Consider the following 23596-nt stretch of genomic DNA (forward strand, 5'->3'; position numbering starts at 1 on the left):
TCGGGCGCGCATGGATTGCACGCATTTCGCCATATCGCCGATAGCTGTTGTAGCAGCCCGTCAGCCGCCATTGACGAGGCCGGGGCAACTGCGGCAAGGGGTGCGACCGAAGGGGCCTCCATGCGAATTGTCATCATCGACGACAGCGGCCTGCGCGCGACAGTGCTTGAGGAAGGGCTGCGCGACGCGGGGTACGATGACATTCACATCGTGCCGCCGCGTGGGGCCTTCGTCGCCCGGCTGGAACGCATGGCGCCGGACGTCGTGCTCATGGACCTTGGCAGCCCCAGCCGCGACACGCTTGAGGAAATGCTGACCGTCAGCCGCGCACTGGCCCGGCCCATTGCGATGTTCGTCGACCAGTCGGACGAGGCGATGATCGGCGCCGCGATCGACGCGGGCGTTTCCGCCTATGTCGTCGATGGCCTGCGCAAGGAGCGGGTGAAGCCCGTGCTGGAACTGGCGGTGCGCCGCTTCAACGCCTTTTCGCGCATGCAGTCGGAACTGGAGGAGGCGCGCACCGCGCTTGCCGACCGCAAGGTGATAGACCGCGCGAAGTCGATCCTGATGAACCAGCGCGGCCTGTCCGAACAGGATGCCTACGCCCTCCTTCGTAGCAGCGCGATGAACCAGGGGCGCAGGATCGTGGACGTGGCGCAGGCGCTCATCACTGCCAGCGACCTGCTGGGAGGGGCCTTATGACGACGAACCTTCGCATCGCCTTCCTTCCCCTCGACGATGTCGCGGTGCTTGCCGCCGCGCGCGAGCGGGGCTTTGCCGAGGAGGAGGGCCTCTCGCTCGACCTCGTGCGGACGACCAGTTGGGCCACCCTGCGCGATCGGCTGATCTACGGGCAGGTGCAGGCCGCGCACATGCTGGCGCCGCTGGCGGTAGCGGTGACGCTGGGGTTGAGCCAGCAGCCCGCCGCGTTGGCGGCTCCGTTCAAGCTGGGCGTCAACGGCAACATGCTGGTCATGGCCACGGAGTTTGCGGCGGCGCTGGCGCCCGATCCGGTGGCGCGGCTGGCGGACCCGCTGGGCACCGCGCACGATTTTGCCGCTGCGATCGGGCTGTGGCGTCGCAAGCCGGTGATCGGCGTCGTCCATCGCTTTTCCAGCCATGCGCTGATGCTGCGGTACTGGCTGGCAAGCGCGGGCGTCGATCCGGACCGCGACGTGGTCCTGCGCGTGCTGCCGCCGTCGCTGACCGGAGAGGCGCTTCACGCCGGTGAGATCGACGGTTTCATCGCCGGGGAACCGTGGGGCAGCGCTGCCATCGAATCGGGCTGCGCCGAAGCCGTCGCCATCGGCGAGCGGATCTGGCGGCGCGGGGTGGAGAAGGTGCTGGCGTTCCGGGAAAGCTGGCTGGACGAAAACCCCGAGGTCACCGACCGCCTGCTGCGCGCGCTGGCCCGGTCCGCCGTCTGGTGCGATGCCCCGGAAAACCACGATGCACTTGCCGAGATGCTGGCGGAAGAGCGTTATGTGGGTCAGCCGACCGAGTTGATCGCGCGCGCGCTGCGTGGCCAGATCGTGCCGCGAGCGGGCGAGAACGCAGTGCCGTCCCCCGACTTCCTGCTCTTTTCGCGTGAGGCGACGCCGTTTCCGTGGCGCAGCCAGGCGCTGTGGATCTATTCGCAGCTGGTGCGCTGGAACATGGTCGATCCCTCTATCGAGACGGCGGCAAAGGCAGCGGCGGTGTTCCGTCCCGATATCTACCGGCGGGCGCTGGCGGGCAGCGACCTGCCGATGCCCGGCGCCAGCATGAAGCTGGAAGGCGCGGTGGAGGCGCCGCTGGGCGTCGGATCGCGCAAGGGCGACCTGACATTGGGGCCAGACCGGTTCTTCGACGGACGAATCTTCGATCCCGAACGGATCGAGGATTACCTTGCCGGTTTTGCACCGCAGCATTGAGCTGCTGGTGCAGGCACCTTCGCCTTGTAATCTTTACGAATTTTGTGTCTTGCCAGATTTCGCGGATTGCGTGACTATGTAGGCGTCGCTCGATGAAGCGCGACCATACCGGATAGGCCGTCCCAAAGGCGGGATGCCATCCTCATCGAAAATTCGCAGCAAAGCCGCTGACCGGACTCGCCTTGAGCGACGTTCGGCCTGCGGCTTTTTTCGTGTCCGCTTTCCTGATTCATGGGGGACGTACAATGGCCACCGCATACTTGCGACCTGACGAAGACATCACCGGGCTTCCCGCCCAGGACGCCCCCGCTACCAGCTTCTGGAAGGCAGGGCATCCGCCGACGCTGATCGCCGCGTTCCTCTATTTCGACCTTGCCTTCATGGTCTGGGTTCTGCTGGGGCCGCTTGCGCCGGAAATCGCGAAGACGCTGGGGCTCACCCCCGCGCAGAAGGGCCTGATGGTGGCAGTTCCGACGCTGGCTGGCGCGCTGCTGCGGGTCGTCAACGGGGTGCTGGTGGATCGTATCGGACCCAAGCGTTCCGGCGCGATCAACCAGGTGATCGTGATCCTGGGCCTGTTCACGGCGTGGTCCATGGGCGTTGGCAGCTTTGCCGGAACGCTGGCGCTGGGCGTCGTACTGGGCTTTGCAGGCGCGAGCTTCGCCGTCGCCCTGCCGCTCGCCAGCCGCTGGTATCCGCCCGAACATCAGGGCAAGGCGATGGGTCTGGCCGGCATGGGCAATTCGGGTACGGTGTTCGCCGCCCTGTTCGCGCCCACGCTGGCCAAGCTTTTCGGCTGGAACGCGGTGCTGGGCCTTGCCTGCATCCCGCTGACGATCGTGCTGGCGGTGTATCTCATGCTGGCGAAGGACGCGCCCAGCCAGCCTGCTCCGCGCCGCATGATGGACTACGCCGCCCTTCTGAAGCAGACCGACGCCTGGTGGCTGATGGCTTTCTATGCCGTCACCTTCGGCGGGTTCGTGGGCCTTGCCGCCTCGCTGCCGATCTATTTCACCGACCAGTTCGGTCTCAGCACCGTGGTTGCGGGTTACTGCACGGCGGGCTGCGTCTTCGCCGGGTCGCTGGTGCGCCCCATGGGCGGTGCGCTGGCCGACAGGATCGGCGGCGTGAAGGCGCTGACGATGGTCTATGCCGTCGCCGCGGTGGCGCTGGTGGGGGTGTCGCAGGCGTCCGGGCTGCCGGCCGCGCTGGCGCTGTTCGTGGTCGCGATGCTGGCGCTGGGGACGGGCAACGGATCGGTGTTCCAGCTGGTGCCCCAGCGGTTTCAGGCCGAAATCGGTGTGATGACCGGGCTTGTCGGCATGGCGGGCGGCATCGGCGGGTTTTACCTTGCCAGCTCGCTGGGGCTTGCCCGCCAGTTCACCGGCAGCTTCGCGCCCGGCTTCCTGATCTTCGCCGGACTTGCCGTCGCGGCTCTGGCTTGCGTGGCGGGGGTGAAGGCCCGCTGGCGCGCGACCTGGAAGACCGGCGCGCGCATTTGAACCGACTGGGGATGGCAGCATCGGGGGGCGCCATCCCTTTTCACCCATCGTCCTGAGGGGGGCGTCTTTTCCATGACCATGAATACACGGGCGGCGGCCGTGCTGGCCGTTGGCTGGATCGCTTGCGCCACATCCGCGCAGGCCCAGGAAATCACCGTAAAGCCGATCGCCGAAGCGCGGGTACGCTACGAGCATGTCGATCAGGACGGCCTCGACGCCGCCGCCGACGCGCTGACCATGCGGGCGCGCGGCGGGGCGGAGGCGACCGGCGGCGCGCTCAGCGCCACCGTGATCGGGCAGGGCAATCTCGCGGTGGTGGACGATTACTACGATGGCCTTAACGGCTCCGCCACCCGCCCTCTTGTGGCCGATCCGCAGAACGTCGCGCTCTACATCGCGCAACTGCGCTACAAGGCGAAGGGCGTAACGCTGACCGCCGGGCGGCAGAAGATCGCGCTGGACGACGAACGCTTCGTCGGCAACGTCGCATTTCGCAACAATGCGCAGACCTTCGATGCGGTACGCGCCGAATTGACCCCGGCAGTGGGCCTCAAGCTGGACGTCTCCTACGTCTGGAGCGTGCGGACGATCTGGGGCATCGACGGCAACGGCGTGCGCCAGCAGGCGATTGGCGGCGACACCATGCTGACCAATCTGTCGTGGAAGACGCCGCTCGGCACGGTGATGGGCTTTGCCTACCTTGTCGATCAGGACGAAGCGGCAGTGCAGGCTTTCCGCCTGTCTAGCCAGACCTATGGCGCGCGGCTGGTCGGATCGCATGCCTTCGCTCCGGCCGTGACGCTGGCATGGCAGGCCAGCTACGCCCGCCAGTCCGAGTGGCGTCGCAATCCCAACACATACCGCGCCGACTACTGGCTGGCCGACGCGACGCTGGACGTGCGGGGGTGGAAGATAAATGGCGGCTACGAAGTGCTGGGCGCGGACGCGGGGGTGCCCTTCACCAGCTTCCAGACGCCGCTGGGGACCAATTTCAAGTTCCAGGGCTGGGCGGACAAGTTCCTGACAACGCCCGCGAACGGGGTGCGCGATCTCTACCTTGGAGGCGGATATGGCGTTGCAAAGTGGGGCGCGCTGTCGGCTATCGCCTTGCAGGCCACCTGGCACCGGTTCGACAGTGACCGGCTGGGCCAGCATTACGGTGACGAGATCGATCTTCTCGCATCGGCCAGGCTGCGCAGGACGACGATAGCGCTGCGTTATGCCCACTATAAGGCCGGGACGATGGCGACCGACACCGACAAGGTCTGGATCCAGCTGGACTGGGCGATCTGAAAATTCCTGACGGAATCGCTTGAGCGTTCCGGCGATTCCCTTTATGTTGCAGTGCAAGGGACAGCGTTGTCCTTCAAAATCGCCGAAACGCCCCACTGACGGGGCATGTAGGCACCGAACGATGGCAAGGCCGCCATCCAGACTTCTGGTTCATTCCAGAGGTCCGGATGGCGGCCTTTTTCTGTTTTTCCGCCCAATCATTTCCGGAGTTTCGCACATGGACTTTCAGGACGGGATCGAACCGCAAACATCCCTTGCCGACGACTACGACGCCACGCTGATCGTGCCTACGGACGATGTGCGCGAGCATCTGGTGGTCGTCGGCAACGGCATGGCGGGCTGCCGCGCGGTTGAGGAGCTGCTGGCGCGCGACGCGGACCGTTACCGCGTGACGATCTTCGGCGCAGAGCCGCATGTGAACTACAACCGCATCATGCTCTCGCCAGTGCTTGCGGGTGAGAAGACGTTCGACCAGATCGTCATCAACACCCGCGAATGGTACGACGAGAACGGCATCGACCTCATCACCGCCGATCCGGTGACCGCGATCGACCGCGCGGCAAAGGCCGTCACGTCGCGTTCGGGACGGACGGTGCACTACGACCGGCTGCTGATCGCCACCGGGTCCGATCCGTTCATCATCCCGGTGCCCGGCAAGGATCTGCCCGGTGTGATCTCGTTCCGTGACATGAACGACGTGGACGCCATGCTGGCGGCGGCACAAGCGGGGCAGGCTGCCGGCGGCGGCTCTGCCGTGGTGATCGGCGGCGGCCTGCTGGGGCTTGAGGCGGCGCATGGCCTGACCCTGCGCGGCATGAAGGTCACCGTCATCCACCTCATGAACACGCTGATGGAGCGTCAGCTGGACGAAGCGGCTGGCTGGCTGCTCAAGTCCGCGCTGGAAGGCCGGGGCCAGACCATCCTGACCGGTGCCGACACCGCCGAGATCTATGGTGACGGCAAGGTCGAGGGCGTGCGCCTGAAGGACGGGCGCGAGATCCCGGCCAGCCTTGTGGTCATGGCGGTGGGCATCCGCCCATCCGTGGCGCTGGCGCGCGATGCGGGGCTGGAGGTCAATCGCGGCATCCGGGTGGACGACCACATGGTCACCAGCGACCCCGCCGTGCTGGCCGTGGGCGAATGCGTGGAGCATGACGGCAATGTCTATGGCCTTGTCGCGCCGCTGTGGGACATGTGCCGCAGCCTGGCCGACGGCCTGACCGACCGGCACACCGGCTACCGCGGTTCGGTCACGTCCACCAAGCTGAAGGTCGCGGGACTGGACGTGTTCTCCGCCGGCGATTTCTCGGGCGGGGCAGGGTGCGAGGACATCGTGCTGCGCGATGCCGCGCGCGGCGTCTACAAGCGCGTGGTGGTGAAGGACGACCGCATCGTCGGCGCCGTGCTTTACGGCGATACGGCGGACGGGGGCTGGTACTTCGACCTTCTGAAGAAGAGCGAGGACGTTTCGGACGTCCGCGACCTGCTGATCTTCGGCCAAGCCTATGCCTCCGGAGGTGGGCTGACGGACCCTAAGGCAGCCGTTGCGGCGCTCTCGGACGATGCCGAGATCTGCGGCTGCAACGGCGTTTCCAAGGGCCAGGTCATGGGCTGCATCGATGCGGGCGCGTGCAGCCTCGACGCGGTGCGGGCCACCTGCAAGGCCTCTGCCAGCTGCGGTCAGTGCACCGGCCTGGTCGAGAGCCTGCTGATGCTCAGGCTGGGCGACGAGGTGGAATCCGGCCCTAAGACGATGTGCAAGTGCACCAGCTTCACGCATGACGACGTGCGCCGGGAAATTGTGGCGCAGGACATGCGATCGATCCCCGAAGTGATGCACAGGCTGCACTGGTCGACGCCCGATGGCTGCTCGTCCTGCCGCCCTGCGCTGAACTACTACCTGCTCTGCGCGCTGCCCGGCGAATACGTGGATGACCAGCAGAGCCGCTTCGTCAACGAACGCATGCACGCGAATATCCAGAAGGACGGCACCTATTCCGTCGTCCCGCGCATGTGGGGCGGGTTGACCAACCCCCGCGAACTGCGCGCCATCGCCGACGTGGTGGAGAAGTATGATGCGCCCATGGTCAAGGTGACGGGCGGGCAGCGGCTGGACATCTTCGGCATCAAAAAGGAGGATTTGCCCGCAGTCTGGGCCGATCTGAACGCCGCCGGGATGGTGTCGGGCCACGCTTACGGCAAGTCGCTGCGCACGGTGAAGACCTGCGTGGGGTCGGAGTGGTGCCGCTTCGGCACGCAGGATTCCACCGGCCTTGGCGTCAGGACGGAGCGGATGACCTGGGGCAGCTGGATGCCGCACAAGTTCAAGATTGCCGTCTCGGGCTGCCCGCGCAACTGCGCCGAGGCGACGATCAAGGACTTCGGCATCGTCTGCGTGGATTCGGGCTACGAACTGAGCGTGGGCGGCAACGGCGGCATCAAGGTGCGCGCCACCGACTTCCTGTGCAAGGTCGCGACCGAGGAAGAGGCGCTGGAATACTGCGCTGCCTTCATTCAGCTCTACCGCGAGGAAGCGCGCTATCTCGAACGCACCGCGCCGTGGATCGAGCGGGTCGGCGTGGACTACGCCAAGGCTCGCGTGGTCGAGGACGAAGCGGGCCGCAAGGCGTTGGCCGAACGGTTCCACTATTCGCAAAGCTTCAGTCAGGACGATCCGTGGGCGGAGCGCGCCGACGGCGACCGCGCCGATCTTCACCAGCACATCCAACCCCAGGCCCTTGAAGCGGCGGAGTGAACACCATGACCGACTGGATCGACATCGGAACCCTTGCAGACATTCCCCAGCGCGGCGCGCGCACCGTGCGCCTTGAAGGGGAGCCGGAGATCGCCGTTTTCCGCACCGGCGACGACAGGATCTTCGCGCTCGTCAACGAATGCCCGCACAAGAAGGGGCCGCTCAGTCAGGGCATCGTCCACGGCCATTCGGTGACCTGCCCGCTGCACAACTGGAACATCGCCCTTGCCAGCGGCGAGGCGCAAGGATCGGACAGCGGCTGTACCCCGACCATTGCCGTGCGCGAGGAGAACGGGCGCATCCTGCTGGCGCGCCCGGAAGCGATGAAGGACGCGGCCTGATGGCAGCGGCGGTCCGCACCACCTGCGCCTATTGCGGTGTCGGCTGCGGCATATCGGCCACGCCCACCGGCCCGCGCGTGGTGACGATCCGGGGGGACGAGGCGCACCCGGCGAACGCGGGGCGCCTCTGTTCCAAGGGCACGCATCTGGGCGAGACGGTGGGGCTGGCCGGGCGTCTTCTCCACCCCATGATCGGCGACAGACAGGTGCGCTGGGACAAGGCGCTGGACCTTGTGGCGAAGCGCTTCCGAGACACCATCGCGCGCTACGGCCCGGACAGCGTGGCGTTCTACGTCTCGGGCCAGTTGCTGACCGAGGACTATTACGTCGCCAACAAGCTGATGAAGGGCTTCATCGGTTCGGCCAACATCGACACCAATTCGCGCCTGTGCATGTCGAGCGCGGTAGCCGGCCACAACCGTGCCTTCGGCGAGGACGTGGTGCCCGCCAGCTATCAGGATCTGGACAAGGCCGATCTGGTCGTGCTGGTCGGCACCAACACCGCATGGTGCCATCCGATCGTCTACCAGCGGATACAGGCGGCACGCACTGCACGGGGCACGAAGCTGGTCGTCATCGACCCGCGCCGGACCGAGACATGCGAAGGCGCCGATCTTCACCTGCCGCTGCGGCCCGGCAGCGACGTGGCACTGATGAACGGACTGCTGGCGTGGCTGGCCGACAAGGGCATGGTCGACAGGGCGTTCGTGGACAGCCACGTCGAAGTGCCGGACGGTTTCTGGGAGCATCTGGCGACGGGCCACGACTTGTGGACTACGGCGCAGACCTGCGATCTGGACCCGGCGGTGTTGCTGCGATTCTACGAGATGTTCGCCGCCCATCCGCGCACGGTCACGCTGTTCAGCCAGGGGATCAACCAGTCGATCCGGGGCACTGATCAGGTCAACGCGATCATCAACGTCCACCTTGCCACGGGCCGCATCTGCCAGCCGGGCGCCGCGCCGTTCTCCATCACCGGGCAGCCCAACGCGATGGGCGGGCGCGAGGTGGGCGGGCTGGCCTCCACGCTGGCCGCACACATGGACTTCGCGCCCGAGAACGTCGCGCGCGTGGGCCGCTTCTGGGCCGCGCCAAGGATGGCGACCCGGCCCGGCCTCAAGGCGGTGGACCTGTTCCGCGCCATGGGCGAAGGGCGGATCAAGGCGCTGTGGGTCATGGCGACCAACCCCGCCGTTTCGCTGCCCGATGCCGGAAACGTGCGCGCGGCGCTGGAGAAGTGCCCGTTCGTGGTCGTGTCCGACGTCATCGCCGACACCGACACCACCGCTTATGCCGACGTGCGCCTGCCCGCCGCCGCCTGGGGGGAGAAGGACGGCACCGTCACCAATTCCGAACGCACGATCAGCCGCCAGCGGCCGTTCATGGCCCTGCCGGGAGAGGCGAAGCCGGACTGGTGGATCGTCAAGGAAGTTGCCCGACGCATGGGCTGGTCGGGAGAGTTCGCCTACGACCATCCCGCCGATATCTGGCGCGAACACGCCCGGCTGACCGCCTACCAGAATGAGGGCGCGCGCGTACTGAACCTTGCCGCCCACGCCGCCATCGGCAACGGCGCCTATGAGGCGATGGAGCCGTTCCGGTGGGGCGGCACCCCGTTCGCGGACGGACGCTTCCCGACGCCCAGCGGGCGGGCGCGGATGGTGAAGGTCGGGCAGATGGACCTGCAGGCCCCGCTGGCCGACTGGCCGCTGACGCTGAACACCGGGCGCTATCGCGACCAGTGGCACACCATGACGCGCACCGGGCTTGCCTCGAAGCTGGCGCGCCACCGGGAAGAGCCGCTGGTCGAGGTCCACCCTGCCGACGCCGCCGCGCTGGGCCTTAACGATCGCGACCTTGCCCGCGTTTCCACGCCGCAGGGCAACAGCACCTTCCGCGTCATGCTGAGCGAAGGCCAGCGGGTGGGAGAGATCTTCACGCCCATCCACTGGACCGACCGCACGTCCACCGGCGGGCGGACCGGCCTGCTGCCCCGCCCGCTGGTCGATCCGCATTCGGGCCAGCCGGGGTTCAAGTCCACGCCCGCCGCGCTGGCGAAGGTAGAGACCGAGTGGAGGGGCTTCCTCATCGTGCGCGCAGAGGAACCGGTGCGTGTCCCCTGCCTGTGGGCGACGCGGGTGGCGGTGCCGGGCGGCGCGCTGTACGAAGTGGCGGGGAATGGCGATGCGGCGCGGCTGGAAAGCTGCCTGCCGCGTGGCGAGCGCGTCGAAGCCATCGATGCCACGCGCGGCACCCGACGCGTCGCGGTGATCGCGCAGGGGAAGCTGGCGGGCGTGCTGTTCGTCACCCGCAGCGGCCTGCTGCCCTCGCGCGACTGGCTGATCGACCAGCTCCAGGCCGAGGATGTCGGTGCCGCCGTACTGGCAGCACGCGGACCGGGAAGCCAGCCCGACAAGGGTGCAACGGTCTGCGTCTGCTTCGACATCGGCCTGAACCAGATCGTTGCCGCGATCCGTGAACAGGCGCTAGTGGACGTGCCCGCCATCGGCACGGCGCTGGGCGCGGGCACCAATTGCGGATCGTGCCGTCCGGCGCTTGCCCGAATACTCACCCAGACCAACGAGGAGGCCCTCGATGCCGCTGAATGATGGTACCCATGATCTTATCGCCCCCGGCGAAGTGTGGCTGGTGGGCGCGGGGCCGGGCGATCCGGACCTGCTGACGCGCAAGGCGGAAAAGCTGATCCGCGCCGCCGACGTCGTGTTCTACGACGCGCTGGTGGGGCCGGGCGTGCTCGACCTTATTCCCGATGGTGTGGAGCGGGTCTGCGTCGGCAAGCGGTCCGGTCGCCACTCGCGCGATCAGGGCACGATTGACCAGATGCTGGTGGCGGCGGCGCTGGCGGGCAGGCGCGTGGTGCGGCTGAAAGGCGGCGATCCGGCGATGTTCGCGCGGGCGACGGAGGAGATCACCGCGCTGCGTGCCGTCGGCGCATCCGTGCAGGTCTGCCCCGGCATCACCGCCGCCAGCGCGGTCGCGGCATCGGCGGGGCTGTCGCTGTCGCTGCGGGGCATCGCCCGGCGCGTGCAGTTCATCACTGCGCATAGCCGGCAGGGCAGGGGGCTGGACCTCGACTGGGCGGCGCTGGCCGATCCGGCCTGTACGCTGGCCGTCTACATGGGCCGCGACGCGGCGCCGGAACTCAGCACGTCGCTGATGGCGGCGGGCCTGCCGGGGGCGACGCCCGTCCTCATCACCTGCGACGCGTCGCTGCCGCAGGAACAGCGCCTGCGAACGCGGCTGGACCTGCTGCCGCTGGTTGCCCGGGGATTCGCGCAGGATCGCCCCACCCTGATCCTGATCGGCGAGGCGGTGGCGCAGGCGGATCATGCCGTTCCCGCGCGGATGACGCAGGCCAGCCTTCCCGCCGCGTAGGCGCTTACGCTTCCGCCGGTTCTTCGGCGGTCCACTGCGACAGGTCGGCTTCCTGCCCGATCAGCGCAAGACCGTGGGCGATGGAGGTCAGTTCGCCGCCGCTGTCTATCCGGCCCTCGCCAAAGCGGTCGACGAACAGCGCGCGCACGGCGGGGATCAGCGAGGAGCCGCCGGTCAGGAACACATGATCCACCTCGTGCGCCTCCAGCCCGGCCCGGGTGAGGGCGGTGTCCACCGTCTCGGCGATGCGGGCAAGATCGGGCGCGATCCATTCTGCGAACTCGGCGCGGGTCACGTCGGTTGCGATCGTCAGGTCGTCGCTTTCGAAGCGGAACGTCGCGCCCTCTTCGGTGGACAGCGCGCGCTTGAGGCCGCCGACCGCATCGTAAAGCGGATAGCCCAGTTCGTTCTCCACCACCGCGATCATCCGCGCGATGGCCGAGGGATCGGTGGCGCTGCGCTGAAGCCGCGCCAGTTCCTCCAGCGTCCTGCGATTGCGCATCAGCGCCAGACGCGACCAGTCGCCGAAATCGGTGAAGTGGCCGTCGGGGATTTCCAGCACCTTGTCGAACGAGCGATACGTGCCGCCCTTGCCCAGCATCGGCAGGACCAGCTTGTCCATGATGCGGAAGTCGAAGCGGTCCCCCGCGATGCCGATGCCCGCCGAACCCAGCGGCACGCACCGCTGCGCCGCGCCCGGTTCCTGCACGCGCACGAGCGAGAAGTCGCTGGTGCCGCCGCCGAAGTCCGCCACCAGCAGCGTCGCCGGCTTGCTGAGCCTTGAGGCGAAGCTGTAGGCCGCGCCGATGGGCTCGTAGACGTAGTGAACCTCGCGCTCCAGCAGCGCGAACATCGCGTCGTAGCGGGTGCGCGCCAGCGCCGCGTCAGGGCGCGCGCCGACGTAGCGCACCGGGCGGCCGACCACCACGCGCTCGGGCATGTCGGCCAGCGCCTTGCCTGCATGTCGCACCAGATGGCGCAGGAACACCTGCCCCAGTTCCTCGAAACGCATCCGCTTTTCGAATAGCGGCGCGCTTTCGAACAGCGGGTTCGCGGCGACCGACTTGAACGACTGAAGGAAGCGGCTGCCCTGCGGGAATTCGAGGAACTCCGCGATGGCCCATGGCCCGGCTTCGTGGGCCAGCGCGCCGCGCGGCCCTTCGTCCTGCCAGAAGCACAGCGCCGAGCGGAACACCGAACTGTCCCCGCCGGGCGCGGCGAATTCGATCATGCGTGCATCGCCGGGCTGTTCCCCGGATAGCGCCACGACCGAGTTGGTCGTTCCAAAGTCGATCCCGGCGCTGCGGATGGGCATGAAGGGTTCCTGCGTTTGGAAAGGGACGGCGCCTATTACAGCGGCTGCGCCCATAGGCAACCGCCGTGGTCCCGCATGTCAGTCGCCGCCCAGCTTCAGGCCCTTGAGCGCGGCGAACGGTCCCTGATCCTCGGGCGTGCCGATGCCCGCCGCCTTTCTTGCGGCGTCCGCGTCCGGGCCGACAAGGAACGGGTCGATGGCGAGCGCCAGGCTTTGCGCCACGGCTTCGCCAAGGTCCACGTCGGTGCCCCGGTATTCGATGTCGTCGAGGTCTTCGGCGGACAGCTCGATCTCCTCGTCCTCCACTCGGTCCTCCTTTTCGGGGATGAAGCGGAAGAAGACCTGTTCGTGGATCTCCACCGGCAGGTCTTCGGCCGACACCGCGCAGGGCTGGACGATGCTGGCGTCCAGCATGCCGCGCGCCTCGACGTGGAAGCCGCCATCGCGTTCCGAGGTCGAAAGGTCCAGTTCGGCAACGAAGCTGTCGATGCGCACCAGCCCGAAGCGCCGGGCCAGCGCCGCGCATTCGGCTTCGTTGGGGACGATGCGGACGTGCTTGCCTTCGACTTGGCGGACGTCGAGCAGGCGGGACAGTTCAGGGGTCATCGGGCAATCCTTGCGGCAAGCAGGTCTTCGTTGGAAAGGGCGCCCAGCGAGGCATGAAGGTCGCGCACGCGGGCGGCGAGGGGGGCGGGATCGGCACCTTCCACCAGTGTCATGTTGCGCTCTACCACCGGCACCAGCGCAGCGTCGTCTTGGGAAAGCGCATCGCGCAGGGCGCCGATCCGGCCTCCCAGCACGCCCATCAGCTTGCCCATGCGCTTGCCCACCACAAGGTCGCCGACGCCGGACTGGCGCAGCTGGCCGTCCATGTCCTCAACGAACAGTTCGGTCAGGTGAGCGGCGGGGTTGATGAGGCTGTCGTCGGTGTCCCGGTCACGCTCCATGCGCAGGATCACCAGCGCCATGACCATGGTGACGGCATCGAAGCGCCCCGGCACCGTATCAGCCACGCCGCATTCGGCATACCAGGGCTTTTCGCGCGCGATCTCCACCACCCGGTGCCACAGCGGGCGCACGGCATCGCGATGGTCGCTTTTGCCCAGAAGGCGGGAAATCAGGGACACGATGGCGACGGGCCTTTCTTCCGGTGACGGAGCCGTTGTTCAGGAGCAATTCAAGCCGCACGCCCCAACGCCCATTGCGCGGGCGCTATCGGGGCCTTAAGGCCGTCTGGCGATATATGGGTAATGCAGCGGCTGGCAATGGTCGACGCGGGCGCTACCCCCGGTTTGGAGTGTTGAAATGCGCAAGGTGGGTCTCAAGGTCGCAGCGGCAGGGCTGGCGCTGGCGGTTGCCGGGCTGGTCGGCGGCTGCACGTCGATCCGCGACCATCGCGGCTACCTGATCGACCAGGCGCTACTCGATTCGGTGCAGCCGGGCGTCGACAACCGCCTTTCGGTGGAAAAGACCCTGGGCCGTCCCACTTTCGAAAGCCAGTTCGGCCAGAAGGACTGGTACTACGTTTCGCAGACGGTGAAGACCCCGCCCTTCCGCAGGCCCCGCACGGCGGACCAGACGGTGCTGCGCGTCCGCTTCGATGCCGCCAACAACGTGGTCGGAATCGACAAGCGCGGCATGGAACAGGTTGCGCGCATCGACGCCGATGGTCACACCACGCCGACGCTGGGCCGCCAGCGCAGCCTGCTCGAAGATCTGTTCGGCAACATCGGTGCTGTCGGTGCCGGTGGCATGGGCCAGGCTCCGACCGGCCCGGGCCCGAACGGCAGCTGATCGCGCGGTTGATCCGGGGCTTCATTCACCGTGGGGCGTCCGGCGACCTTGAACCGTGATGCGCGTGGCATATATCCGCGCTCATGAACAACGACGGGGCGAGCCACGGCCTCATTCAGTGGCACGGAACGACCATCATCGGTGTACGCAAAGGCGGCAGGACCGTCATCGCCGGCGATGGTCAGGTTTCCATGGGTAACACGGTGATGAAGCCGAACGCCCGCAAGGTGCGGCGCATCGGGGAAGGCGGCAAGGTGATTGCCGGGTTCGCTGGCGCCACCGCCGACGCCTTCACCCTGTTCGAGCGACTTGAGCGCAAGCTGGAGCAATATCGCGGCCAGCTGATGCGCGCCGCGGTGGAACTTGCCAAGGACTGGCGCACCGACAAATACCTGCGCAATCTCGAAGCGCTGATGATCGTGGCAGATGCCGACACACTGCTGGTGCTGACCGGCAACGGCGACGTGCTTGAGCCCGAGGGCGCCGGCCCCGGATCGTCCAGCGGCGACAGCCAGATCACCGCGATTGGTTCGGGCGGGAACTATGCCCTTGCCGCCGCCCGCGCGATCGACGCCTATGAAAGCGACGCAGAAACCATCGCGCGCAAGGCCATGCAGGTCGCTGCCGATATCTGCGTCTTCACCAACGACCGCGTGACGGTCGAGACCGTCTGAGCGGAAGAACAACCATGAACGACAATCTGACGCCCAAGGCGATCGTCGCCGCGCTCGACGCGCATATCATCGGCCAGTCCGAAGCCAAGAAGGCGGTCGCCGTTGCGCTGCGCAACCGCTGGCGCCGCCAGCATCTGGATGCCGATCTGCGCGACGAGGTGACTCCCAAGAACATCCTGATGATCGGCCCGACGGGCTGCGGCAAGACCGAGATCAGCCGCCGCCTGGCCAAGCTGGCCGACGCGCCCTTCGTGAAGGTGGAAGCGACCAAGTTCACCGAAGTCGGCTATGTCGGCCGCGATGTGGAGCAGATCGCCCGCGACCTCGTCGAGGAAGCGATCCGCCTGGAAAAGGAACGCCGCCGCGAATCGGTGCGCGAGGCGGCAAGCAAGGCGGCCATGGACCGGCTGCTCAACGCGCTGGTGGGCGAAGGTGCCTCGGAAGCGACGCGCGCCGCCTTCCATCAGCGCATCACCGAAAACGCGATGAACGACACCGAAGTCGAGATCGAGGTGGAGGATGCTCCGGGCGGGCCAATGGAAATCCCCGGCATGGGCGGTTCGGTCGGCATGATCAATCTGGGCGACATCATGGGCAAGCTGGGTGGCCCGAAGATGAAGCGCCGCAAGATGAAGGTGCCCGACGCCTGGGACAAGCTGGTAGACGAGGAATCGGAAAAGCGGCTGGACCAGGACGACGTCGCCCGCACGGCGCTCGCCAATGCGGAGCATAACGGCATCGTTTTCCTGGATGAGATCGACAAGATCGCCGTGTCCGACGTGCGCGGCGGCTCGGTGTCCCGCGAAGGCGTGCAGCGCGATCTGCTGCCGCTGATCGAAGGCACCACCGTCGCCACCAAGTACGGCCCGATGAAGACGGACCACGTACTGTTCATCGCCAGCGGCGCGTTCCACGTCGCGAAGCCCAGCGACATGCTGCCCGAACTGCAGGGCCGCCTGCCGATCCGGGTGGAGCTGAAGGCGCTGACCGAAGAGGATTTCGTGCGGATCCTTTCGGAAACGCGCGCCAACCTCATCGCCCAGTACAAGGCGCTGCTCGGCACCGAACAGGTCACCGTAGAGGTGACGCCCGATGCCATCGGCGAAGTCGCGAAGATCGCCGCGCAGGTCAACGAAAGCGTCGAGAACATCGGTGCCCGCCGCCTGCAGACGGTCATGGAAAAGCTGCTGGAGGAACTCAGCTTCGAAGCCGAGGACCGCCGCGGCGAGACGGTGACGATCGACCAGGCCTATGTGCGCGCCAAGCTCGAAGGGCTCGCCGGAAACGCGGACCTGTCGAAGTATATTCTCTGATCCAGTAGCGTCTTTGCAGACATCGAAGGGCGGCCCCGGTGGCCGCCCTTTTTGTTCCTTGAATGTTCCTGCCGATGCGATAGTCTACGCGCCAAGGAGATTCGCGATGACGCTCGAAGGTGGATGTTTGTGCGGCGCGGTCCGCTACGGCGTGCAGGGGGAACCCGAACACGTGGCGCTGTGCCACTGCTCCGATTGCCGCAAGGCATCGGGCGCCCCCGTCACCGCATGGGCGGCGTTTGCGGGCAGCCATTTCGCGTTGAAGGCGGGAGCGCCGGCAAGCTACAGTTCCAATGGCGATGCCGTGCGGCACTTCTGCCAGAACTGTGGTTCAGGTTTGTACTACGTCAACGAAGCGGTTCTGCCCGGGCTGGTCGATATTCAGGTGGCGACGCTGGATGATCCCGACGCGCTTGCGCCGCAGGTGCATATTCAGGTGGCGGAACAAGTCGGCTGGATGGCCGGAGCGCACGATCTGCCGCACTTCGACCGTTATCCGGGTTGATCCTGCGCGGCGTCCCTCGCCAGTCGCACAAGGATTGACTTGCCAGCCGGGCAGGGCGCGTTACGCTTTACGGCTCAAGCAGAGCGAGATTGCCCAAGATGTACCAGACACCGGAAGACCGCCCCGTTTACCGTCTGCTCACCGGCGCGGACGACCGCGCTTTTTGCGAACGCGTTTCCGAGGCGTTGGCGCAGGGCTGGCGTCTTTATGGTTCGCCGTCGCTGGCGTGGGATACGGCGGAAAACCGCATGAAGGCAGCACAGGCCGTCGTCTGGCACGAAGCTGACGTGATAAAGTAAACCCAGGCTTGCCGATTATCAGGCGTGCTTTGGGCGCTCGGCAAGCATCGGCGTGCTCTTGGCATGCACGGGCGGGGTTGCCGTGCCTTCATCCTGTGCCTGGGCAGCGGTGCCCGAAAGTGCCAGCGGGATGGCGGCCAACGGCGTGGCCGCCAGCATGAGAACGCCCAGACCCGCGAAAGACGGCTTCATCGAACCAATGCTCCTGAAAACTGTGCCTTGGAGAACTGCGCAAGGGGGATCTTGTTCCAGCGGGCCTGACTTCACCGCGATTGAGGCACAATCCAAGGGTTTTACGGTTGCCCCGTCCGGCTGTGACGGGGATGTTTGGAAGTCATTCCGCCCGAAGCTGTTCGGAGAACGACATGGTCCTCAAGACGGTCGGCCCGCTGGCGCTGACACTCCTCGCCGCGCCGGCTCCGGTCGCGGCCCAGACGATCATCCCGATCATCTCGCCGGGGCAGGCTGCCGAAGGCATCTTCAGCCGCTCCCGCTCCGAGACGGACGCGCGCCGTCCGCGCGAAGGCGATTCGTCTGCCCAGCCGGATGCGGGGGCGTCTCCCACGCCGATGGCGTCCGCTCACCCGGAGCCGGGCACGCCCGAATTCCATAAGCAGGCGTGCGACAACCGCCCCGTCTATCGCCGCCAGTACGGAGAGGACGATCCGCAGGTCCAGAAACTGGAGGCCATGTGCAAAGCGTCCGGCTACTGAACCGTCACTCTGCCGCGTCGTGCATGGCTTCGGCCTCGGCAGCCTGGCGCGCCCACATTTCTGCATAAAGGCCGTCGCGCCGCAGCAGTTCGGCATGGCTGCCGCTTTCGGCAAGGCGCCCTTCGTTCAGCACGAGGATGCGGTCGGCGTCGGCGATCGTCGACAGGCGATGCGCGATGGACAGCGACGTGCGATGTTCGGCCACGCGGTGCAGCGTCGCCAGAATATCCTGCTCGGTCCGGGTGTCCAGCGCGCTGGTCGCTTCGTCGAGGATCAGGATCGGCGGGTTCTTGACCAGCGTGCGGGCGATGGCGACGCGCTGCTTTTCACCGCCGGACAGCTTCAGCCCGCGTTCGCCCACCTCGGTCTCGAAGCCCTGCGGAAGACGGTCGATCAGGCTGGACAATGCTGCGCCGCGCGCGGCATTTTCGATCTCGTCCCGCGTGGCATCGGCACGGCCATAGCCGATGTTGTAGCCGATGGTATCGTTGAAGAGCACGGAGTCCTGAGGGACGATGCCGATAGCGCTGCGCAGTGAGGTTTGCGTGACCTGCCGGATATCCTGCCCGTCGATGAGGATGCGGCCTGAAAGCGGATCGTAGAAGCGGTACAGCAGGCGCGCGATCGTGGACTTGCCCGCGCCTGACGGGCCGACGATGGCGAAGGCATCTCCGGCGGGAACCTCGAACGACAGGCCGTGCAGGATGGTCCGGTCCGGTTCGTAGCCGAACACGACGTTATCGAACACGATCGATGGGTGGCGGATTACCAGCGCGGGTGCTCCGGGCGCATCGGGCACCTCGACCGGTGTGTCGAGCAGGCGGAACATCTCCGCCATGTCGATCAGTCCCTGCCGGATGGTGCGATAGACCATGCCCAGCATGTCCAGCGGCCGGAACAGCTGCGTCAGGTACGTCTGGACGAAGACAAGCTGGCCCGCCGTGTAGTTGCCGCGCCACCAGCCGTACACGGTCCACGCCAGCGCGCCCGCCATGAGCAGGTTCACCACGATGCCCTGTGCGATGTTGAGGAGGCCAAGCGAATTTTCGCTCTTCACCGCCGCCACGGCGTAGGCGCGCGTAGCTTGGGCGTAGCGTTCCTGTTCGCGCCGTTCGGCGGAAAAATACTTCACCGTCTCATAGTTCAGCAGCGAATCGACGGCGCGCGCCAAAGCCTGTCCGTCCAGCCGGTTCATCTGTTCGCGCAGTTTGGTGCGCCATTCGGTGATGACGCGCGTGACCCAGATGTACGCCGTGATCGCCACGCCGGTCGCCACCACAAGTCCGGGGCCGAAGTTGATCCAGAAGATCACGGCCACGACCGCCAGCTGCAGGATCGTGGGGGCGATGTTGAAGAGCATGAAGTAGAGCATCGTGTCGATGCTCTTGGTGCCGCGCTCTATCGTCTTGGTGACCTCGCCGGTCCGCCGCGCCAGATGAAAGCGCAGGGACAGGCGATGCAGCTGGCCGAACACGTTCTCCGCCAGTTCGCGGGTAGCATCCTGCCCAACCTTCTCGAACACGATGTTGCGCAGGTTGTCGAAGCCGGTCTGCGCCACGCGGCCCGCCGCGTACCCCAGCACCATCAGCATCGCCAGCCGTATCAGCTTGGGACCGGTGGTACCCATCAGGTCCACTGCCCACTTCAAAAGGTAGGGCAGCACCAGCTGGGCGGCGGTCGACAGCAGGATGAACACGCAGGCCCAGACGATCCGCCAGCGCAGGGCAGCATTATTGCGCGGCCACAGGTAGGGCATGAAACGCAGGAGCGTATGCCAGCCATCGTGGCGGGCCTGAGGGTCTCGTACGGCGGTATCGGGTGGCATGGCCGCTATTTAGGGCGAACCCGCCGCGACGCAATCCGCCAATGATCCGCTATCTGCTCACCGGCAGGTCGAACAGCACCTTGCGGCTCGAAAAGTCGATGGCGACGCGCTTGAAGGCGCGCAATTCACGCATGCCGAGGAAGATCGCCGGCTTGCGATCAAGCCTGAGTTCGGCGAACGCGGGCGAATCGGCATAGGCAATGAGCACGTTGGCGACGCCGATGCCGCCCAGTTCCAGCTTGTCCGCCACGGCCAGATCGACGACCAGTTCCTGCCCGGTTACGCTGGATACCGACCCCTTGAGTCGTCCTGCGCGGTGGCTGCGCGCCAATGCCTGTTGCAGCGCGCGGTTGCCGATGGTGCCGCTGGCGCCGGTGTCGATCACAACGTCGGTCCGCACCCTATCGATCAGCGCATTCGTCAGGATCAGCCGGCCAGAACGGTGCTTGGCTCGCACGACGATCTCGAACCCCCGGCGACCGCCGGTTTCCGCAGGATCGCCGATGGCGATGGTGTTGCGGGCGAAGTCCAGCAAGACGCGCTGGTGCTGCAGGCTGTCGGTGCCCAGTATCCCGTCTGCGCCCATGTTCACGCGCTCAAGCAACGGGACGGTGAGGTCATGGAACGCGCGCGGGCCGACGACGATGCTTTCGATTCTGGCGGTCGCCACGTCATGGGCGCCGGCGATGCCCATCACGCGCACCTGCGGCCCCTGCGCCAATCCCAGCGTGCCGGCCAACGCGGTGGAAACCACGGTGCGCTGCGATCCCGTGTCGATCACGAAGCGATAGGGGCCAATGCCATGAACGGCCACGTCGATCGTCATACGCGCGTGCTGGTCACTGCTGCCCTGGAGGATGTCATCCGGCGCGCCCGGAGGCGGATGAGGCACTCCTTGAGACAACGGCGGCGGCGTTGCGCCAAGGATTACCGGATTGGCGATCAACATCGCCAGCGCCATGCCCATTCCCGACATCGCATCCTCCTGGCAAGGTTCGCGCCCTGCCCTTATTGCGGAAGTCAAAGATAGCAGGAATGTGCGTGGAACGCTACGTGGAACAATGCGCGGTCAGGTTGCGGCGGTCTTTTTGAAACGAGCGGCAATTGGCGCCAGAATGTGCGTGGCCATGCCTGCAAGGTCTTCACGCGCGGGATGACGCAGCAGGGCGATCGCACCGATCCATGCCACGCCCGATGCCAGGCCGCTTGCCACCAGCCCCAGAAAACCCAGGGTGGCCGGCGTGCGCCATACGCCGACGGCGAGAACCGCCGGGACGATGGTGATCAACGCCACACCGGCGCTCGACAGATAGATGCGCAATGCAGCAGGCCAGCGGAAGCCGATCATACGCTGCAGCCAGATCGCGTAGAGGAAGAACCAGCCAACGCCATAGACCAGCCGCGAAGCCGCCGCCGCCTCTACGCCGATAGCGGCTCCTGCGGCCAGCGTTCCTACCGAAAGCGCCGTATCCGCAAGGTTGAACCACAGCAGCGTGCGTAACCGCCCCAAAAGGATCGGCAAATCCATGTGCAGTGGAAGCGCAACGAAGCAGCATTCGGCAACGGCGACAAAGGCCAGCAGGGGCGCAGCGGCGGCCCAGCCCTCACCGTAAAGGAGCAGGATGACCGGCTCGCTGAGAACCGCCAGCAGCGCCATGGCCGGCCACACGATGGCACCATGGGCGGCGACCACGCGCTCATAGTAGGGGCCAAGATCCTTCCCCTCATCGCGCAGCCGGGCAAACGTGGGATAATAGATGGACCCTACGGCGCCGGCGACCAGATAGTGCAACTGGGAAGCAAGGGCGACGCCCCGGCTGAACAGGCCCGCTGCGCTCATGCCCTGCATGCGGCCGACGATCAGGTCGGGCGTACGCATGCCGATCCCGCCAGACAGGTAGAGCAGGGCGCTGCCTGAACCGAAGCCGATGATCTCTTTCGCCCGTGCAAAGCGGAACTGCCCGCTGGGCGGCGTTGGACGCAGCACCTGAGCAGCCACTGCACGGGCGGCCGCTTGCGCAATCATTGCCCATGCCAGCGATTCGGCGGAAAAGCCCAGGGCTGCCAGCATCAGCGCGCATGTGCTGTTGGTCACCGCTCCGGCAGCGTTAACGATGAAAGTCCCTCGAAAATCAAGCCGCCGCGAAAGGAGTGCGACCGGTACGATGCTCCAGGGATTGAGCAGGTACGACGCGGCGATCAGCCCCAGAATGGGGAACAGCCTCGGCTCGCCGTAGAACTGCGCCACCGGCCATGCGAGCGCCAGGATCAAGCCGGCCAGCAGGAACGAAAACGCTGCGGCGATCACCGTGCAGTGGCGCACCGTATCTTCGTCCGCGGTAGGATGACGACCAAGATAGCGTGTCAGGCCGAAATCCTGGATGACCGACAGGATCATCGCGGCGGCCAAGGCGACGGAGAACAGCCCGATCTCTTCCGGCTTGAGGAAGAACCGCGAAACGATCACCGACGTCGCGAACTGCAACACGAACTGGGTATACTGGCTAGCGGCCGCCCACAGGGCGGCGGACTTCACACTGCCGCTTCCGCGCCCCTTATCGGGAGCAGGATGGTCGGCGGGAGATGGATTTTCCGAAGCCATTCGCGTCAACCGGCACGCGAAAATGCAAGCGCGCCGGCAAGGCGCAGCGCGCGCATCGGCTCCCCGAAGCGAAGCAGTCGCACCACGGTCCGCCACATACCATCGCGTCGTCCGCCTTCGCGGACGTGGCTCATGAGAAGATCGAACCCCTCGTCGCGCATGGCGCTGGCAGAATAGAGCAGGCCCATCGCCACTTGCTCGCGTACGGCAGTCGAAATGCCTTGCCTGCCGAACAGGCGGTCAAGCTCTGAGATCGGTGGTAGCGATTGCAGACCGGCGGTGGGATCAGGACGCCCCGCGGCACGTTCACGCCAGGCGACTTGCGCCACAGCGGTCCCGATCTGCTGTTCGGTCGCATGTCGCGAGGAGACCTGTCCGGAATATCGTCGGTATCGCAAAAGCCGCTCGGGAATGTTGCCAAGGCGCGTTACGCTGGAGAGGCGCAGCCACAGGTCCAGATCCTCGCAATGACGAAACGCCGCATGATAGCCGCCGACCCCGCGCACAACGTCGCGGCGGTACATGGCTGCGGGATGGCAGATGAGTTGTCCACCGACGGCGATGGCTTCCATGAGGTCTTCATGGGTTTCGGGATGGTCTGCTCCCGACCGGATCAGGTTCTCGCCATCCTCGCCGATGTCTTCGCTCCAGCTCCCGACGACGCCATAGTCGGGGTGCGCGGTGAGGAAGTCGAACTGCCTGGCGAAGCGATCCGGATGGCAAATGTCGTCGGCATCCATGCGGGCCACAATGGGTGCCTGGGCCTCATCAAGCATCTGGTTCAGACTGGCGACGAGTCCGCGGTTTTCGCGGATGATCGGGCGGACCCGGGAATCCGCCTGCGCATACTGCCTTATGATGGAGGCGGATTTGTCCACCGACCCGTCATCGACGATGAGGAGCTCGAAATCTCGGAAGCTCTGTGACAGCACGCTTTCGATTGCGGACGCGAGAAACCGTTCGCCATTGTAGACGCTCATCGCGACGCTGATTGCCGGTGACGGCATGTAGGTGCTCAATTCCTGTCTTTGGGGCCGAAGCGCGGCCTGCTTGCGAGCATGGCCTAGCTTTCCAGAGTAAAGAAAGGGTGTTGTGACCCGGTGCGCGCGCCTTGGCGACAGGAAATCGCCATCTGATTCGGTTATGAAAGAACCCCGATCCATGCATTGCGCATTCCGTCCAGCGCAAAATCCGCGGAATCGCGTGCCTTGCCGCCCTGTTGAAAACATTTTTGAAATTAGTGTTTGACCGACTCGGTTGTGGCGCTTAGAGGCCGTTTCACCGCAGCGAAGCACGCTTCTGCAGCGGTCGCCTGAATGGACGGACAGCTGGTTTCCCCCTGACGCAAGAAAGCGG

Annotated in this window: 22 protein-coding genes; 14 read left to right on the forward strand and 8 right to left on the reverse strand. The window is 66.1% G+C overall.

Annotation, left to right across the window (positions count from 1 at the left end; translation table 11 throughout):
• The first annotated feature begins 120 nt into the window (after positions 1 to 120).
• The 8 genes from GGR40_RS21255 to cobA all read left to right on the forward strand — a co-directional run bounded on the left by GGR40_RS21255 (position 121) and on the right by cobA (position 11200).
• On the forward strand, positions 121 to 702 hold the full coding sequence (locus GGR40_RS21255) for an ANTAR domain-containing response regulator (protein ID WP_429278261.1): 582 nt from the start codon (positions 121 to 123) through the stop codon (positions 700 to 702).
• A complete protein-coding gene (locus tag GGR40_RS21260; RefSeq protein WP_429278262.1) occupies positions 699 to 1913 on the forward strand; it encodes a CmpA/NrtA family ABC transporter substrate-binding protein in 1215 nt (404 codons plus the stop codon). Before GGR40_RS21255 ends, GGR40_RS21260 begins: the two co-directional genes overlap by 4 nt.
• Before the next feature lie 245 nt (positions 1914 to 2158).
• A complete protein-coding gene (locus tag GGR40_RS21265; protein ID WP_429278263.1) occupies positions 2159 to 3415 on the forward strand; it encodes a nitrate/nitrite transporter in 1257 nt (418 codons plus the stop codon).
• A gap of 72 nt (positions 3416 to 3487) precedes the next feature.
• Positions 3488 to 4708 (forward strand): alginate export family protein, encoded by a 1221-nt coding sequence (locus tag GGR40_RS21270; RefSeq protein ID WP_429278264.1) that lies wholly within the window; start codon positions 3488 to 3490, stop codon positions 4706 to 4708.
• Between the two features lie 217 nt (positions 4709 to 4925).
• Positions 4926 to 7463 (forward strand): nitrite reductase large subunit NirB, encoded by a 2538-nt coding sequence (gene nirB, locus GGR40_RS21275; protein ID WP_429278265.1) that lies wholly within the window; start codon positions 4926 to 4928, stop codon positions 7461 to 7463.
• Between the two features lie 5 nt (positions 7464 to 7468).
• Entirely contained in the window at positions 7469 to 7804 is a 336-nt protein-coding gene (gene nirD, locus GGR40_RS21280) for a nitrite reductase small subunit NirD (protein ID WP_429278266.1), read from the forward strand.
• On the forward strand, positions 7804 to 10413 hold the full coding sequence (locus GGR40_RS21285; protein WP_429278267.1) for a molybdopterin-dependent oxidoreductase: 2610 nt from the start codon (positions 7804 to 7806) through the stop codon (positions 10411 to 10413). The genes nirD and GGR40_RS21285 overlap by 1 nt, the downstream gene beginning before the upstream one ends.
• Entirely contained in the window at positions 10400 to 11200 is an 801-nt protein-coding gene (gene cobA, locus GGR40_RS21290; RefSeq protein WP_429278268.1) for a uroporphyrinogen-III C-methyltransferase, read from the forward strand. Before GGR40_RS21285 ends, cobA begins: the two co-directional genes overlap by 14 nt.
• 4 nt (positions 11201 to 11204) lie before the next feature.
• Here cobA and GGR40_RS21295 read toward each other — a convergent pair whose 3' ends face one another.
• The 3 genes from GGR40_RS21295 to GGR40_RS21305 form a co-directional block, all read right to left on the reverse strand.
• On the reverse strand, positions 11205 to 12515 hold the full coding sequence (locus GGR40_RS21295) for an Hsp70 family protein (RefSeq protein ID WP_429278269.1): 1311 nt from the start codon (positions 12513 to 12515) through the stop codon (positions 11205 to 11207).
• A gap of 78 nt (positions 12516 to 12593) precedes the next feature.
• Positions 12594 to 13121: a YceD family protein gene (locus tag GGR40_RS21300; RefSeq protein ID WP_429278270.1), complete on the reverse strand. Its 528-nt coding sequence runs from the start codon at positions 13119 to 13121 to the stop codon at positions 12594 to 12596.
• Positions 13118 to 13642, reverse strand: coding sequence for a ubiquinol-cytochrome C chaperone family protein (locus GGR40_RS21305; protein ID WP_429278271.1), 525 nt, complete (start codon positions 13640 to 13642; stop codon positions 13118 to 13120). Before GGR40_RS21305 ends, GGR40_RS21300 begins: the two co-directional genes overlap by 4 nt.
• 178 nt (positions 13643 to 13820) lie before the next feature.
• On the opposite strand from GGR40_RS21305, the gene GGR40_RS21310 reads away from it, so the two are divergent.
• The 5 genes from GGR40_RS21310 (at position 13821) to GGR40_RS21330 (ending at position 17100) form a co-directional block, all read left to right on the forward strand.
• Positions 13821 to 14309 carry an outer membrane protein assembly factor BamE gene (locus GGR40_RS21310; protein ID WP_429278272.1) on the forward strand — a complete coding sequence of 163 codons (489 nt, stop codon included), beginning with the start codon at positions 13821 to 13823 and terminating at the stop codon, positions 14307 to 14309.
• Positions 14310 to 14392: 83 nt separating this feature from the next.
• On the forward strand, positions 14393 to 14983 hold the full coding sequence (hslV, locus tag GGR40_RS21315; protein ID WP_429278273.1) for an ATP-dependent protease subunit HslV: 591 nt from the start codon (positions 14393 to 14395) through the stop codon (positions 14981 to 14983).
• Between the two features lie 14 nt (positions 14984 to 14997).
• Positions 14998 to 16296: an ATP-dependent protease ATPase subunit HslU gene (hslU, locus tag GGR40_RS21320; protein WP_429278274.1), complete on the forward strand. Its 1299-nt coding sequence runs from the start codon at positions 14998 to 15000 to the stop codon at positions 16294 to 16296.
• A 106-nt stretch (positions 16297 to 16402) separates the two neighbouring features.
• Positions 16403 to 16801, forward strand: coding sequence for a GFA family protein (locus GGR40_RS21325; RefSeq protein ID WP_429278275.1), 399 nt, complete (start codon positions 16403 to 16405; stop codon positions 16799 to 16801).
• A 98-nt stretch (positions 16802 to 16899) separates the two neighbouring features.
• Positions 16900 to 17100 (forward strand): DUF1737 domain-containing protein, encoded by a 201-nt coding sequence (locus GGR40_RS21330; protein ID WP_429278282.1) that lies wholly within the window; start codon positions 16900 to 16902, stop codon positions 17098 to 17100.
• Between the two features lie 18 nt (positions 17101 to 17118).
• Here GGR40_RS21330 and GGR40_RS21335 read toward each other — a convergent pair whose 3' ends face one another.
• Complete coding sequence (locus GGR40_RS21335; RefSeq protein ID WP_429278276.1) at positions 17119 to 17292, reverse strand: hypothetical protein; 174 nt, start codon at positions 17290 to 17292, stop codon at positions 17119 to 17121.
• A 173-nt stretch (positions 17293 to 17465) separates the two neighbouring features.
• Here GGR40_RS21335 and GGR40_RS21340 point away from each other — a divergent pair, with 173 nt between their 5' ends.
• On the forward strand, positions 17466 to 17813 hold the full coding sequence (locus GGR40_RS21340) for a hypothetical protein (protein WP_429278277.1): 348 nt from the start codon (positions 17466 to 17468) through the stop codon (positions 17811 to 17813).
• Positions 17814 to 17817: 4 nt separating this feature from the next.
• Here GGR40_RS21340 and GGR40_RS21345 read toward each other — a convergent pair whose 3' ends face one another.
• The 4 genes from GGR40_RS21345 to GGR40_RS21360 all read right to left on the reverse strand — a co-directional run bounded on the left by GGR40_RS21345 (position 17818) and on the right by GGR40_RS21360 (position 23403).
• Positions 17818 to 19638, reverse strand: coding sequence for an ABCB family ABC transporter ATP-binding protein/permease (locus GGR40_RS21345; protein ID WP_429278278.1), 1821 nt, complete (start codon positions 19636 to 19638; stop codon positions 17818 to 17820).
• A gap of 49 nt (positions 19639 to 19687) precedes the next feature.
• On the reverse strand, positions 19688 to 20614 hold the full coding sequence (locus tag GGR40_RS21350) for an aspartyl protease family protein (protein ID WP_429278279.1): 927 nt from the start codon (positions 20612 to 20614) through the stop codon (positions 19688 to 19690).
• Positions 20615 to 20707: 93 nt separating this feature from the next.
• Positions 20708 to 22174 carry an oligosaccharide flippase family protein gene (locus GGR40_RS21355; RefSeq protein ID WP_429278280.1) on the reverse strand — a complete coding sequence of 489 codons (1467 nt, stop codon included), beginning with the start codon at positions 22172 to 22174 and terminating at the stop codon, positions 20708 to 20710.
• 71 nt (positions 22175 to 22245) lie between these two features.
• On the reverse strand, positions 22246 to 23403 hold the full coding sequence (locus GGR40_RS21360) for a glycosyltransferase (RefSeq protein WP_429278281.1): 1158 nt from the start codon (positions 23401 to 23403) through the stop codon (positions 22246 to 22248).
• Positions 23404 to 23596: the final 193 nt, after the last annotated feature.

Source organism: Novosphingobium gossypii, assembly GCF_050433305.1.
Taxonomy (GTDB): Bacteria; Pseudomonadota; Alphaproteobacteria; order Sphingomonadales; family Sphingomonadaceae; genus Novosphingobium; species Novosphingobium gossypii.

Excerpts from the sequence above, each read along its gene's own strand:
- GGR40_RS21255 (WP_429278261.1), top strand. The coding sequence starts at position 121 with ATGCGAATTGTCATCATCGACGACAGCGGCCTGCGCGCGACAGTGCTT.
- GGR40_RS21260 (WP_429278262.1), top strand. The coding sequence starts at position 699 with ATGACGACGAACCTTCGCATCGCCTTCCTTCCCCTCGACGATGTCGCG.
- GGR40_RS21265 (WP_429278263.1), top strand. The coding sequence starts at position 2,159 with ATGGCCACCGCATACTTGCGACCTGACGAAGACATCACCGGGCTTCCC.
- GGR40_RS21270 (WP_429278264.1), top strand. The coding sequence starts at position 3,488 with ATGACCATGAATACACGGGCGGCGGCCGTGCTGGCCGTTGGCTGGATC.
- nirB (WP_429278265.1), top strand. The coding sequence starts at position 4,926 with ATGGACTTTCAGGACGGGATCGAACCGCAAACATCCCTTGCCGACGAC.
- nirD (WP_429278266.1), top strand. The coding sequence starts at position 7,469 with ATGACCGACTGGATCGACATCGGAACCCTTGCAGACATTCCCCAGCGC.
- GGR40_RS21285 (WP_429278267.1), top strand. The coding sequence starts at position 7,804 with ATGGCAGCGGCGGTCCGCACCACCTGCGCCTATTGCGGTGTCGGCTGC.
- cobA (WP_429278268.1), top strand. The coding sequence starts at position 10,400 with ATGCCGCTGAATGATGGTACCCATGATCTTATCGCCCCCGGCGAAGTG.
- GGR40_RS21295 (WP_429278269.1), bottom strand. The coding sequence starts at position 12,515 with ATGCCCATCCGCAGCGCCGGGATCGACTTTGGAACGACCAACTCGGTC.
- GGR40_RS21300 (WP_429278270.1), bottom strand. The coding sequence starts at position 13,121 with ATGACCCCTGAACTGTCCCGCCTGCTCGACGTCCGCCAAGTCGAAGGC.
- GGR40_RS21310 (WP_429278272.1), top strand. The coding sequence starts at position 13,821 with ATGCGCAAGGTGGGTCTCAAGGTCGCAGCGGCAGGGCTGGCGCTGGCG.
- hslV (WP_429278273.1), top strand. The coding sequence starts at position 14,393 with ATGAACAACGACGGGGCGAGCCACGGCCTCATTCAGTGGCACGGAACG.
- hslU (WP_429278274.1), top strand. The coding sequence starts at position 14,998 with ATGAACGACAATCTGACGCCCAAGGCGATCGTCGCCGCGCTCGACGCG.
- GGR40_RS21325 (WP_429278275.1), top strand. The coding sequence starts at position 16,403 with ATGACGCTCGAAGGTGGATGTTTGTGCGGCGCGGTCCGCTACGGCGTG.
- GGR40_RS21330 (WP_429278282.1), top strand. The coding sequence starts at position 16,900 with ATGTACCAGACACCGGAAGACCGCCCCGTTTACCGTCTGCTCACCGGC.
- GGR40_RS21335 (WP_429278276.1), bottom strand. The coding sequence starts at position 17,292 with ATGAAGCCGTCTTTCGCGGGTCTGGGCGTTCTCATGCTGGCGGCCACG.
- GGR40_RS21340 (WP_429278277.1), top strand. The coding sequence starts at position 17,466 with ATGGTCCTCAAGACGGTCGGCCCGCTGGCGCTGACACTCCTCGCCGCG.
- GGR40_RS21345 (WP_429278278.1), bottom strand. The coding sequence starts at position 19,638 with ATGCCACCCGATACCGCCGTACGAGACCCTCAGGCCCGCCACGATGGC.
- GGR40_RS21350 (WP_429278279.1), bottom strand. The coding sequence starts at position 20,614 with ATGTCGGGAATGGGCATGGCGCTGGCGATGTTGATCGCCAATCCGGTA.
- GGR40_RS21360 (WP_429278281.1), bottom strand. The coding sequence starts at position 23,403 with ATGGATCGGGGTTCTTTCATAACCGAATCAGATGGCGATTTCCTGTCG.